Consider the following 12,823-nt stretch of genomic DNA (forward strand, 5'->3'; position numbering starts at 1 on the left):
TAGCGTTCAGACGGCGGCCGATCCGCCCGTTCCTCGGCGCAATTCGGCGTCGTCCTCGTTTGTTTGCGTGATTTCGTTTTCATCACTCAGGTGCTTTCCAAGGATGTTCTTCGATGCAAGAAGACAGCGCCCGCGCCCGTGACGCCCTGCCCGGACAGCTTCCGGTCTCGTCCGACAACCCGTGTCCCTTCCTGCGCGCGCTCGTCGCCGACGGCTTCGTCGACGGCCACAGCGTCCCCTTGAAGACCATCGGCGACCGGGTCGAGGCGGCGAGCGGCGAGACCGGCTTCAAGAAGCGGCTCGTCGGCATCGAGACCTTTGGCGTTGCGCTGATCGCCAACGGCCTGTCGCCGCTGCGGCTGCTGAAGAGCCTGTGGTCCGGCGCCGATCTCGACCAGTTGCGCAACGGCCCGCTCGACAAACATGGCGGCGGATCGCGCATTCTCGACGCCGAGGCCAAGGTTCATCCCGAGGAGATCGACCGGTTCGCGAGCTTCGGCAGCGACTATCCCGATCCCAACGGGGGCACCGAGCGCGGCCTCAACGCGGCGCAGATCCAGACTTTCATGAAGGCCAATCTGACGCGCGACGGCGACCGAGCGCGCTGGTACTTCCCCATTCTGATGCAGGGCGAATGGCCGGTGCTGCTCAACATCCTCGGCAAGGGCGAGGGCGACGGCCGCTATCTCTCCGTTGCCGAGGTCCGCACGCTGTTCGTCGACCGCCGCCTGCCGCAGCGTATCGCCGCGCGGCTGATGGCCAAGCCCAAGCCCGCGAACATCGTCTGGCACATCGGCAAGGCGCTCGTCGGCACGGCAGTGCTGGCCGGCGCCGCCGTGTTGCTCGCCTGGGTGGCCGCGCCCGACGCCGTCAGCGACAAGCTCGGCAAGGTTCTGCCGAAGAAAGTCGCGGCGTTGATTCCGCCCGCTTTGCCCGAGACCGAGCCGACCAGGGCGGCCTATTGGCTCGATCAGGGCTGGACCACGCAGGACCGGCACTGGTTTCACCACGTGACGCAGGGCACCGCGACCTTTCCGATTCCCTACGCCTGGTTCATGGCGATGGAGCAGCCTTATCTGACGCCGTTCGGCACGCCCGGCCTGATCTCCGACAGCGCCTATCTCGAACGTTTCGGCTTCATCCCGAGCCCGAAGAGCGTCGACGGCGACCCAAGCGTCCTTCGGCCGTTCGGCTACGCCGCGACGGCTGCCAAGACGGAGGTCGCAGCGCCGCTGCCCGCCGGCCTCAAGCCGACCCCGGCCGGCAACGAAGGCGGCCTGCCGGTCGGCTTTGCCCGGCTCACCGGCGCGACCGATCCCGCCACCGGCGCCGCGCAGTCCGACAAGATCGGCCTGACCTGCGCGGCCTGTCACTCCGGCAGCATCCACTACAAGGGTGTGAGCGTACGCTTCGACGGCGGCCCCGGCATGGTCGACCTGCGCAAGCTTGAAGAGGCCATGGGCTTTGCGATGATCTTCACGCAATACGTGCCCGGCCGCTTCACGCGCTTTGCCGATCGCGTGCTCGGGCCGAATGCGTCCGACGCCGATCGCGCGAGCCTGAAGAAGGGCCTGAAGGCCGCGATCGATTTCGCGCTCAACATGCAGGCCAACAACTACAAGACCACGATCGAAGCCAAGGGCCAGACCGAGACGGAGGAAGGCTTCGGCCGGCTCGACGCGCTGAACCGCATCGGCAACCAGGTATTCTACCTCGACATGGCCTCGAGCGGTCTGCCCAACATGCTCGACAACCAGGAGGCCATCGACGCGCCGGTGTCCTATCCGCCGATCTGGACCGTTCCGTGGTTCTCCTGGGCGCAATATGACGGATCGATCGCGCAGCCCCTGATCCGCAATGCCGGCGAGGCGCTCGGCGTCTCCGCACAGATCAACTTCTCGCCGAAGACCGCGAGCGACAGACTGTGGCGCTCGTCGATGGCGATCGATAACCTGCTCTACATCGAGAACATGCTGCGCGGTCCCGATCCGTTCGCGACCACGACGCCCGCGTTCGGCGGGCTGACCTCGCCGAAATGGCCGGAGAAGCTGTTCGCCGGCGACGACGCCTGGAAGATCGATCCGGTCCGCGTCGAACGCGGCCGTAAGCTCTATGCCGCTGTCTGTGTCGAGTGCCATCTCGGCCCGGTCGCCGACACCGTGTTCGACAAGACCTATCCGGACAAGAGCTTCTGGAAGATCAAGCCAGCCGATGACTGGGAGAGCAAGGGCTGGAACGCCAAGGGCCCGATCCTCGACCTCGTGCAGAAGCCCGTCGAGGCGATGCAGACCGACCCCGGACAGGCGAGCATTCTCGCCAACCGCAAGGTCAACGTGGCAGGCTTCCTCGAGGTCGATCCGGCCAAGGACCTGAAGGGCTGCAACCTGCCGCAGGGCTCGACCACGGAGATGCCCTATGCGCTGGCGCTGATGGCCGTCGTGCAGAAGGCCAGCGACAAATGGATGGAGGACCGCAAGATCTCCGAGGCGGAGCGGACCGCATTGTGGGGCGATCGCAGGAACTGCCCCAACCCGGCCGGCAAGAGCTATCGCGCCCGCCCGCTCAACGGCGTGTGGGCGACCGCACCCTATCTGCACAACGGCTCGGTGCCGTCGCTGTACTGGCTGCTGACGCCGGCTGCCGAGCGGCCGACGTCGTTCTGCCAGGGCGCGCGCGACTATGACCCGAAGTCGGTCGGCTTCGCAGTGCCGAAGGGCGGCGAGAGCACGTGCAAGGTCGGACAGACGCTGTTCGTGACCAGCGATTCCAGCGGCAAGCCGATCAAGGGCAACAGCACGCTCGGCCATTCCTTCGAAGGGCCGACGAAGCCCAACAAGGATTATCCGAACGGCATCATCGGCGGTGCCTTCTCGGAGGACGAGCGCTGGGACCTGATCGAGTACCTGAAGACGCTGTGAGGTCACGCGACGGTGCGGCCTGCTAATCATGGGGCGCACCGCAGGCTTCACGCCGCGGTCCAGCCGCCCGGAGGCACGCAACGCCGGATCGCTCCCTGCTCTCCGAGGGAATGCAAGATCACCCAGCCGTTGACGACGAGATCGCGCACGCCCTGGTGACGCTGCAGGACCTCGTCCATGGCGCTCTCCGGCGCGGCGATGAAGACGTTGAGCCTGATGGGTTCGTGGATGAAGCGCGTGCCGTCATGCACCGACTGCCAGGGCAGCCCGACACGCAAGTCGCCGGCGTTGCCCTCGAGCACGCCGAGCTGGCCGACGATGTTGTGCAACACCTTGTTGCCGCTGCCGAAGGCAGCGTTGTTCACGGTCGAGCCGTAATATTGCAGATTGATCCAGCTCGCGACCACCATCGGCGCCGTCATGATCAGCTCGAGGGTGCGATAGCCGTCGTCACGGGCGGCCTCGTAGGAGTGCAGGAAGGCGCGGCCGCCGAGGTCGAGGCCGCGGGTGAAGGCGCGCGGCGCGGCGATGAAGGCGGCGTTGCCGGCGAGCCCCCATTCGGGCCGCACCTGCGACCAGTCGCGGCTCCGGGCGATCACCGCGCCATCGATGTCGGATACGTCCTTGATGCCGAGCAGCGCGCTGCGCTCCTGCCGCGCCAGCCGTGCGGCGTCCGCCAGCCGTACCTTCAGCCGGGACAGATCCGGCGCGAGCGCGGCTGGAACGTCGTCCTCGTCGAACAAGGTCACCGCGTCGGTCGTGGTGTCGTGCAGCGCCCCGATGAACCAGCAATCGGCGGGGATGTCGATGCCCTTGGCGCGCAGACCTTCTCGCACACGCCAGTCGTTGAGAACGGCGGCGGCGACCCGCGCATTGGCCTCGCCGGTATGGCCCCCGCAGGCGCCGCAATCCAACCCCGACGCGTGCGGATTGTTGACGGTGGTGCTGCCGTGACCGGCTAGCAGCACGAGCCGCGCGAACGGCCCGGTCAGCGACATCGCCTTCAACACCGCCTCGGCCATCGCAACGCGCTGCGAATCGGTGAAGCCGGTGGCCCGTCCGCCGAGATCGCCCGGCGTCAGCCGCGGCTGGACGCGCGCGGCGATCTCCGGATCGAGGCCATCGATCACCGGCGACGGCACGGGACGCGTGACACCTGCGCTGTCGGTTGCGATCTTGGCGGCGAAGCCGAGGCCGGCGGTCTCGACGAAGGAGAACGACGAGACGGCCGAGACCTTGAACGACTTCCACGCCTTGGCCGCCCGCCGCCGCAGCAGCCGCAGACCCAGCACCTCGGCCGCCTCGACGTCATCGGCATGCTTGACGGCCTCGCAAACGATAAAGGCGGGCTTGAGCAGCACCGGGCATTGCGCGCCGCCCCTGGTATGGCCGATCGGGACGTATTCGATCGGGAAGCCGAAGAATCCGGCGAAGCCGATCGTCTCGGCTTCCGGATAAGCGGTCTCCAGCGCGCGACGGAAGATCTCCGAGCGCACGTCGATGCAGAACGCCGCCTGCACCGGCGGCCGCGCCGGCAGCCGCGGGATCGCCGCCTGGGTGCCGTGCTTGGCGAGCTGTGCGACGAGCTTGCCGCGGAATGCGATCTCATAAGCCTCGTGCAGGACGAGATCGATCGCAAGCTCCGGCGTCTCGTCGAGCCGCTGATCGGCCGGCAGCTTCGCCGCTTCCGCCATGGCCTCCGCCCAAGCCGCCTTGAAGGCGTCGTCGGTGCGCGCCTGATAGAGCGCGTAGCCCCAGGCGAGCCGGATCGCCAGCAGCTCCAGCAGGGTCTCGTCGCGCCGACCGTCGAGCTGCGCGTTCCAACCGATGTAGCGGGCATAGGCCGACCAGCCGCCGAGATCGAACAGCGCCCGCACCAGATAGTCCTCGACTGCCCGCTCGGGGATGCCGAGCCGGTCGACGATCAGACCGATCGCCTGCACCGGATCGGCCGGCAGCTCCGCGATCGCCTTGCGGAAGCCGGGGAGCCCCATCACCTCGGGATTGCGGTCATAGGCCGCGATCGTCCGCCACGCGGCATAGGGCTTCAGCTTGCGCACCGGGCTTGGCCAGCTCGCCTGGCCTTCGTCGAAATAGGTGGCGCAGAACGCCGAGATCTCGTCGATCATGAAGGCGACCAGCGAGACGTACCGATCGCCCTCGGCGAGCCGGTCGAGCACCTCGGCGACCGTCGCCACGACAGCGGGCGGCGACGACAGCCCGGCCTCGGCGCGCGCCTTCTGCTTGAGCGCGTCGACATCGAGCCCGGTCGAGGGATGCAGCGCGAGCGCCTGCGCCAGCGCTTCATCGTCGATCCGGCCGTCGTCGAGCGCCTGCCGGTAGTAGCCGCGCGGCATCAGCATCCGCGTCCGCACCACGCGCTCGAACGTCGCGGCGGTCGCGGCGAAGCTCTGCGAGGTAAAGCCGAGGAACGGATTGACGGCGACGAAGTGCTTCAGCGGCCACAACGGCGCGACCCGCTGGCAGGCGCTGTCGATGCGGGCCATCAGCCCGGCATCGGCGGTGGTGTCGATCGGGTCGGTCATGGACATGGCAAGGGCAGCCTGGGTCATCTTCATCTCCGGCTCACGGCTTGGACGGAAGGTGCGAGCTCGCGCTTCGCGGCCAAACCGTCAGCACGAGGCGGTTGGCGAGCGTGTTGAGATAGAGGCCGTTGCGCAGGTGGACGTAGGCCGCGATCCAGAACGGCGCGTCGGCGCGGCGCATCATCTGGTTCTGGAACACGGTCACCGCCGCGAACGAGACCACCACGGCCGCCGCGATCAGCATCGGCACGACACCATCGACCGGCCGCGATGCGGGAATGCTGCCGCCGACCAGCCAGGCCGTGCCGGCCTGCAGCGCGAAGTAGACGATCGCGACGCCCGCTGCGGTCACCGCGGCGCGGGCGATGACGAAGGCGTTCGGCCGCTCGTCGATCGCGTTGGCCATCAGGTGCACCAGCCCCATCAGCAGCACCGAGCCGAGCGCGATCTGCGCCGGGTTGCTGCGGAGCGTCATGCCGAAGGCGAGCCCCGTGAGCAGCGCGAGGCCGATTACCGCGACCAAGGCCAGGATCAGTCGTGCCGCGTGCGGCTGGCCGCCGGGGCTCGGCGTCCATGACGCGCGGGCGAGATCGATGATGCTGCCCGACGACAGGAAGGCGTGCGCCTTGTAGAGCGAATGCGCCACGATGTGCAGCAGCGCCGCGGAGAAGGCGCCGAGCCCGCATTGCAGCAGCATGAAGCCCATCTGCGCCACCGTCGAATAAGCGAGCTGAACCTTGACCGAGGTCTGCGTCAGCATCACCAGCGAGCCGAACAGCGCGGTGGCGCCACCGACGACCGCGAGGACGTCGAGCGCGGGCGTGGCCAGCAGCAGCACGTCGCTGAGCCTGAGCACCAGGAAGCCACCGGCATTGATGATGCCGGCATGCAGCAGGGCCGACACCGGGGTCGGCGTCTCCATCACCTCGATAAGCCAGCCATGCAGCGGCAGCTGCGCGGATTTCAGCATCGCGGTCGCGACGATCAGCAGCGCGGCGATCGTGACAATCGCCGATCCCGCCCCTTCTCCGCCGCGGGCCTGCGCAGCGAGGCTGGCGAGCTCCAGCGTGCCGAAGCGGAGGTAGAGAAGCAGCGCCGCGACCGCGAGGAAGGCATCGCCGAGCCGGCTCGCCACGAACTTCTTGCGCGAGGCGCGGACCGCGGCCGGACGGGTGTCGTAGAACAGCAGCAGCTTGCCGAGCGCCAGGCTGGTGCCGATCCAGGCCGCCAGCAGCAGCACCAGGTTTCCGGAGATCAGCAAGGTCAGCACCGCGGCCAGGGTGAGCAGCAGCCAGCGCGTGAACCTGACCTGGCCGGGATCGCCGTCGAGATAGTTGCGGCTGTAGCGCACGACGACGAAGCCGATGAAGCTGACCAGCATGATGAGGATGGCGCCGAGCGTATCGAGCTGCAGCGACAGCCCTAGGCCGTAGCCGCCGAGCAGTGGCGTCCGCCCTGCCCCCATGACCGCTGCGCCGAGGCTCGCGAGAGTGGCAAGGGCGAATGCGAGCGCGGCGGTCGCGATCGCGTTACGTGCGACGGTTCTGGCGCTGCCGCCGGTGCCGGCGAGTGCGACGACCGCGAGCGTGAGCGGCGCAAGCGCCGCAAGACAGGGAAGGAGCTGGTTCATGGCGGCCCGGTCGTTTGATCACAGGGGACGATCTCTCCCTCTTGCTTTACGGGCTGCAGTTCATTCCTAAAATTTCAATCATTGAACCTGATCGTTATAAAATATAGAATGATTGTGTGCCGCATCTGAATTACCACCACCTACGCTACTTCTGGATCATCGCCGGCGAAGGCAGCATGAGCCGCGCCGCGCAGCGCCTCAACGTCTCGCCCTCCTCGCTGTCGGTGCAGGTGAAGGCGCTGGAGGAGCAGCTCGGGCAGAAGCTGTTCGAGCGCATTGGACGCACCCTGCAGCTCACCGAGGCCGGGCGCATCGCGCTCGACTATGCCGGCAGCGTGTTCAAGTCCGGCCATGAGCTGATCGAGACCTTGTCGGGCCTGCGGCCGGGACGGCAGCTGCTGCGGGTCGGCGCCGCGGCGAACCTGTCGCGCAACTTCCAGATCGCGTTCCTGAAGCCCTTGATCGGGCGCGGCGACGTCGAGCTGATCATCCACACCGGTCAGTTCAGCGACCTGTTGGAGCAGCTCGACGCCCACAAGCTCGATCTCGTGCTCGCCAACCATCCGGCGGCGCCAGACATGCGCAGCAATTTCGACAACACGCTGATCGATGAGCAGCGCGTCAGCCTCGTTAGCCGCAAGCCGGCCAAGCCCGCGCGATTCCGATTCCCGCAGGACCTGGCAACGACGCCGGTGATCCTGCCCGGCCGAGGCAGCGCGCTGCGCTCGGCTTTCGATGCGCTGGTCGGATCCAGCGGGATCCGTCCGGTCATCGCCGCCGAGGTCGACGACATGGCGATGCTGCGCCTGATGGCCCGCGAGAGCGGCACCGTCACGTTGGTGCCGTCGATCGTCGTGATCGACGAGCTGCGTACCGGCGTGCTGGTTGAACGCGCCCGCCTGAGCGCGCTGAAGGAGCAGTTCTTCGCCGTGAGCCAGCAGCGCCGCTATCCCAATCCGCTCGTCGCCGAGCTGATCGGATCACGCGACAGGAAGAGCGGTTCACGGCCTGAATGACCTGTCCGTGGCACTTTGTCTTGAAATAGGTTGCAGGCAGCCCGCAAGACATCGGGACGGACCGGTCTTGCGGACCAACTCCCAGTTCGTTCCGAACTGGGGCAAGGTCAGCAGTCGTGAGCCGTCCGATCAGAACATCGCGGGCGGACTGACATTCACCCCGTGCTGGACCAGCACGAGAGAAGCGACCACGCCCGTCAATGAGAACATGGTCACCAGACCAAATCCGGAATTGAGCGCATGGGGACCAACCAGCTTCCGCACAATCATCATCATCAATGTCTCCTCCTGAATGTCGTTAGTGGACTTAACTAGAGGGACGGTGCGTTACCGGGGCGTTTCCAAATTTGGAGAGATCGGCGCGTGGTGAATGCATCCTTGAATGCACAGCATGCCCGGCATGAAGGCCGCTTAACACTGACGGCGGATTTGCAGTTGCATCGAGACGGGGGGAAGCGCCGACGCTCGAAAAAGTTGAATCTTCGTATTAGCTCGCCCTGAACGGAGCACGATGTCGACGACAAGGATGGACGACGGCCGCACGCGAGGCACGGTGGTTCGCGTCGCGCTGAGCGATCGCATCTATGCGCGGCGCGAGCAATTCGACGCTTCCCGTTTCCCAGCGGAAGCACATCGTCACCCCGAATGAAGGGGCCGCAGCCGTCAAGTGACCCTCGGTCATTCGGCTGGCGACATCCGGCTCGGAACGGATCACGAAGACGTTCGCGGTCTGCGTCCTGATATGATCCTACTTCGCCTCATTCATCGCCGTCGCTGCGAGCAGCGCCGCCTCGATCGTGTCCCGGGTCTTGTCGAGATGCGCCATCATGAGCGTCACCGCGCGCTCGGTGTCGCGCGCCAGCGCGGCCTCCATCAGTTCGCGATGCTCACGCGCGGCATCGCGGTTGCCACGATCGGTCTGGCGGGCGAGATCGAGATAGCGCTCGTTGTGTGCAAACAGGAGATCACGCACCCGCATCATCCAGGCGCTGCCACAGGCCTGGGCCAAGGCGGCATGGAATTCGGCATGCGCCAGCATCCAGGCCGGCGAGAAGCTGCCGTCATGGGCCGCGATCGGCGTCGCGGCCAGACGGTGATGCGCGGCAACGACCGCGGTCTCCCAGGCGAGATCACCGTTGGCGATGGCGCGGCGCAGGCACTTGGTCTCGATCTCGACGCGCATGTCGGTCAGATCGCGCAGATCGGCCACCGAGACCGGCGCCACGCGGAAGCCGCGCTGCGGCGTCGCCGTCACCAGCCCTTCCGCCGTGAGCCGCGCCAGCGCCTCGCGGATCGCCCCGGTGCTGACCGAGAAGGCTGATCCGAGCTCGCTGATCTTCAGCTTCTCCTCCGGACGATAGAGGCCGGCGAGCAGGCTGGCACGCAACTGCTCGTAGACGGTCTGGGTGGCGCTGCCGGACATCGACTCACTCTCGCGGGACAATCAATTCACACTAGCAAAGCCTAAAAGTATATTTTCATCAAAAAATATATTTTAATTGCACGGCCTCCGCCATCCCCCTATGCTCAACGCCAAAACGCCGCCGGCAGCGCGGCCCATCAGGGAGGTATCCATGCGAAGCACCATCGCAGCGGCAGGATTGCTCGTCGTCGCGTCCGTCCTCGCCGTACCCGCTCGGGCGGAGGATCAGCCGGGCATCACCGCCAGCGAGATCCGCATTGGACAGACCATGCCCTATAGCGGGCCAGTGTCCGCCTTCGGCATCCTCGGCAAGGGCGAGGTGGCCTATTTCAAGATGGTCAACGACCGCGGCGGCATCAACGGCCGCAAGGTCAACCTGATCTCGCTGGACGACAGCTACGTGCCGCCCAAGACCGTGGAGCAGACGCGACGGCTGGTCGAGAGCGACGAGGTGTCGTTCATCTTCTCGACCATGGGCACCGCGCACAACACCGCGATCGCCAAGTATCTCCAGGGCAAGAAGGTGCCGCAGCTGTTCGTGGCCTCGGGCGCCTCGAAGTTCGGCGACCCTGCGCAATTTCCGCTGGCCTTGATGGGCGTGATGGCGCCGTTCCGCAACGAAGCGCGGATGTATGCGCGCTACGCGCTGCAGAAGAAGCCGGATTCGACCTTTGCCATTCTCGCGCAGAACGACGATTTCGGCCGCGACTATCTCGCCGGGCTGAAGGACGTGCTCGGCGAGCGCTTCGACAGCACGGTGACCGTCGCAAGCTACGAGTCGACCGAGCCGACCATCGACTCGCAGATCGTGAAGCTGAAATCGACCGGCGCCGATGCGCTGATCATCGCCGCGACGCCGAAATTCGCCGCGCAGGCGATCCGCAAGACCTTCGAGATCAACTGGCGGCCGCTGACGTTCCTGACCAACGTCTCGGTGTGGATGTCATCGGTCATGGAGCCGGCGGGACTGGAGGCCGGCACCGGCATCATCTCGACAGCCTACGTCAAGGATCCGTTGGATCCCGCCTGGGCCAACGATGCCGGCGTCAAGGGCTGGCGCGACTATATGGCGAAATACGTGCCCGACGGCGACATCCGCGATTCCAACTACGTCAACGGCTACAACAACGGCATGGTAATGGAGCAAGTGCTGAAGGCGGCCGGCAACGATCTGTCGCGCGAGAACATTTTGCGGCAGGCGCTGTCGATCAAGGATCTCGAACTGCCGATGCTGCTGCCGGGCATCAAGGTCAACACGTCAGAGACCGACCACCTCCCGGTCGAGCAGGTGCAGTTCATGCGTTTCACCGGCAAGCAGTGGGAGCGGTTCGGCGAGGTGCTGTCGACCAAGTAGCGGCGGCTGCTCCGTGGATCGTCGGCGCGGCTCCGCGCTGACGACAGGCGCATGCATGGGCTGGCACGGTATTGGAGGACGGCACCTCTCTCTCGCCACGTAAACAAAATCGCAACAGTCGCCTGCGATGTTTCGTCGCAGGTCAACCGAAATCGCAATCGGCGTCCGCATACATCCACATGTGGTCCCGCGCGCGACGGCGTGACCCTCTGCTCACGGCCGGGGGAGCGGGCGGAGGGCGGGCTCGTGCCCGGTTCTCACCGCAGGTCTCCTTGAAGCAGTCGCGGAGATGATCGCCGCGGGGAACCGCCAACAAGGAAAAGAATACAGGTCCTCACCGCCCCAACGGGATCTTTTGAGGAAGAGCATGACGGACATCAGCCGACCAGCGAGCCGGGCGATCGCCGCCATCGCGCGCTTCTCCCGCGACAGCAAGGCCAATATCGCGGTCACATTCGCGCTGGCGCTGTTGCCGATTCTCACGGCGATCGGATGCGCGACCGACTACTCCATGGCCATGCGCATGAAGATCAGGCTCCAGTCTGCGGCCGATGCCGCGAGCATCGCCTCGATCTCGGTCAACTCGGCAGGCTATACAGCGGCGATGGCGATGACGTCGGACGGAACCGTTACCGCCGGGGTCTCGGAGGCGGACAACATCTTCAAGGGCAACGCCTCTACCTTTCAAGGCTACACATTGACGTCCGAGACCAGCACCGTCACCAAGAGCGGGTCCACACTGACGTCGCAGGTGCAATTCACCGCCAACGTGCCGGCCACGTTCCTGACGGTGATCGGCTATCAGAATCTGACGGTCAGCGGCCAATCGTCCTCCTCCGTCACGTTGCCACTCTATCTCGACTTCTATTTGACGCTGGACGTCTCGGGCTCGATGGGCCTCCCGTCGACATCGTCCGAAGCACAGCGCATGCAGGCCATCAGCCCGGACAACTACAGGCAATACCCCACGGGATGCACGCTGGCGTGCCATTTTTCGCCGCAGAATAGCGCTTGCACCGATTCAGGGACCCAGGGATATCCCACGAACAATTATTGCCTGGGCTATGCGATCTCGCGCGTCAGCCAGAGCGGTTACAAGAACCTGCTGACCACCAACAAGAACTACCCCATGGGCGTTCAACTGCCGTCGTCGATCGTGTCCGGCCTGCCGAACTCACTGTACAAGAACCTGGCGACCGTTGCGAACTGCCCGACCGATGGGACGGATGCATGCATCCAGCTGCGGCTGGATGCCGTGGGCTATGCCGTGAACCAGCTGTTTGTCACAGCGAACAACACCAAGAAGGTCAACAACCAGTTCCGGATCGGCCTCTACCCCTTCATCCGATATCTCTATTCCTACTTTCCGCTCACCAGCAGCATCAACGGCTCGACGACGGATTCGACCACCATCAACTATGCGGCGGCCAACCTTGCGACGCTGCTCGACACCAACACCAACGCATCTCTCGGCTCGGGCGGAACGCATATCGACACGGCCCTGTCCAGCGTCAACAACCTGATCGTCAATGTCGGGAACGGCAGCGCCTCGACCAATACCCTGCCCTACGTGTTCCTGGTCACCGACGGCGCGCAAGACCCGCAAGTGAAGGGCGTGCCCAATGGCTCATGGTCCGGCAGCAATCATGCCACCGTGATCGATCCGAACACCTCCTGCACACCGCTGAAGAACCGCGGCATCATCATCTCAGTTCTCTACATTCCCTATCAGGTGATCAATCCGGTGAACGCATCCTTCGCCGGTGACGAAGACGACTATGCCAACAGCAACATTCCTTCGATTCCGCCGAGCCTGAAGGCCTGCGCCTCGCCGGGATTCTTCTATACGGCGAACGCGCCCGCCGACATCACGTCGGCGCTGAACGCGATGTTCAATCATGCGGTGTCCGAGGCGCATCTGACGAGATAGAGCAGA

General features: G+C 65.5%; 8 protein-coding genes. 4 read left to right on the forward strand and 4 right to left on the reverse strand.

Translation table 11 applies throughout. From position 1 onward, the window contains the following. Nucleotides 1–113: 113 nt before the first annotated feature. A complete protein-coding gene (locus QX041_RS32115; RefSeq protein WP_316167851.1) occupies nt 114–2,918 on the forward strand; it encodes a di-heme-cytochrome C peroxidase in 2,805 nt (934 codons plus the stop codon). Nucleotides 2,919–2,965: 47 nt separating this feature from the next. Here the strand turns inward: QX041_RS32115 and QX041_RS32120 are convergent, their stop codons facing one another. Continuing rightward, the gene (locus QX041_RS32120; RefSeq protein ID WP_316167853.1) at nt 2,966–5,491 is read right to left on the reverse strand and encodes a DUF2309 domain-containing protein; all 2,526 of its coding nucleotides are present in this window, start codon (nt 5,489–5,491) and stop codon (nt 2,966–2,968) included. A 13-nt stretch (nt 5,492–5,504) separates the two neighbouring features. Beyond that, nucleotides 5,505–7,094, reverse strand: coding sequence for an NADH-quinone oxidoreductase subunit L (locus QX041_RS32125; RefSeq protein WP_315825437.1), 1,590 nt, complete (start codon nt 7,092–7,094; stop codon nt 5,505–5,507). Nucleotides 7,095–7,210: 116 nt separating this feature from the next. On the opposite strand from QX041_RS32125, the gene QX041_RS32130 reads away from it, so the two are divergent. Further along, complete coding sequence (locus QX041_RS32130; protein ID WP_316167855.1) at nt 7,211–8,110, forward strand: LysR family transcriptional regulator; 900 nt, start codon at nt 7,211–7,213, stop codon at nt 8,108–8,110. A gap of 129 nt (nt 8,111–8,239) precedes the next feature. On the opposite strand, the gene QX041_RS32135 is transcribed toward QX041_RS32130, so the two are convergent. After that, complete coding sequence (locus tag QX041_RS32135; protein ID WP_315716719.1) at nt 8,240–8,386, reverse strand: hypothetical protein; 147 nt, start codon at nt 8,384–8,386, stop codon at nt 8,240–8,242. Nucleotides 8,387–8,858: 472 nt separating this feature from the next. Continuing rightward, nucleotides 8,859–9,533 carry a GntR family transcriptional regulator gene (locus tag QX041_RS32140; RefSeq protein ID WP_316167857.1) on the reverse strand — a complete coding sequence of 225 codons (675 nt, stop codon included), beginning with the start codon at nt 9,531–9,533 and terminating at the stop codon, nt 8,859–8,861. A 151-nt stretch (nt 9,534–9,684) separates the two neighbouring features. Between QX041_RS32140 and QX041_RS32145 the strand changes: the two genes are divergently transcribed. After that, nucleotides 9,685–10,887, forward strand: a complete 1,203-nt coding sequence (locus tag QX041_RS32145; RefSeq protein ID WP_316167859.1) for an ABC transporter substrate-binding protein — start codon at nt 9,685–9,687, stop codon at nt 10,885–10,887. Between the two features lie 367 nt (nt 10,888–11,254). Then, nucleotides 11,255–12,817, forward strand: coding sequence for a TadE/TadG family type IV pilus assembly protein (locus tag QX041_RS32150; RefSeq protein WP_316167860.1), 1,563 nt, complete (start codon nt 11,255–11,257; stop codon nt 12,815–12,817). Nucleotides 12,818–12,823 lie beyond the last annotated feature (6 nt).

Source organism: Bradyrhizobium sp. SZCCHNRI2009 (assembly GCF_032485115.1).
GTDB lineage: Bacteria > Pseudomonadota > Alphaproteobacteria > Rhizobiales > Xanthobacteraceae > Bradyrhizobium.

Excerpts from the sequence above, each read along its gene's own strand:
- QX041_RS32125 (WP_315825437.1), bottom strand. The coding sequence starts at position 7,094 with ATGAACCAGCTCCTTCCCTGTCTTGCGGCGCTTGCGCCGCTCACGCTC.
- QX041_RS32145 (WP_316167859.1), top strand. The coding sequence starts at position 9,685 with ATGCGAAGCACCATCGCAGCGGCAGGATTGCTCGTCGTCGCGTCCGTC.
- QX041_RS32135 (WP_315716719.1), bottom strand. The coding sequence starts at position 8,386 with ATGATGATGATTGTGCGGAAGCTGGTTGGTCCCCATGCGCTCAATTCC.
- QX041_RS32115 (WP_316167851.1), top strand. The coding sequence starts at position 114 with ATGCAAGAAGACAGCGCCCGCGCCCGTGACGCCCTGCCCGGACAGCTT.
- QX041_RS32140 (WP_316167857.1), bottom strand. The coding sequence starts at position 9,533 with ATGTCCGGCAGCGCCACCCAGACCGTCTACGAGCAGTTGCGTGCCAGC.
- QX041_RS32120 (WP_316167853.1), bottom strand. The coding sequence starts at position 5,491 with ATGACCCAGGCTGCCCTTGCCATGTCCATGACCGACCCGATCGACACC.
- QX041_RS32150 (WP_316167860.1), top strand. The coding sequence starts at position 11,255 with ATGACGGACATCAGCCGACCAGCGAGCCGGGCGATCGCCGCCATCGCG.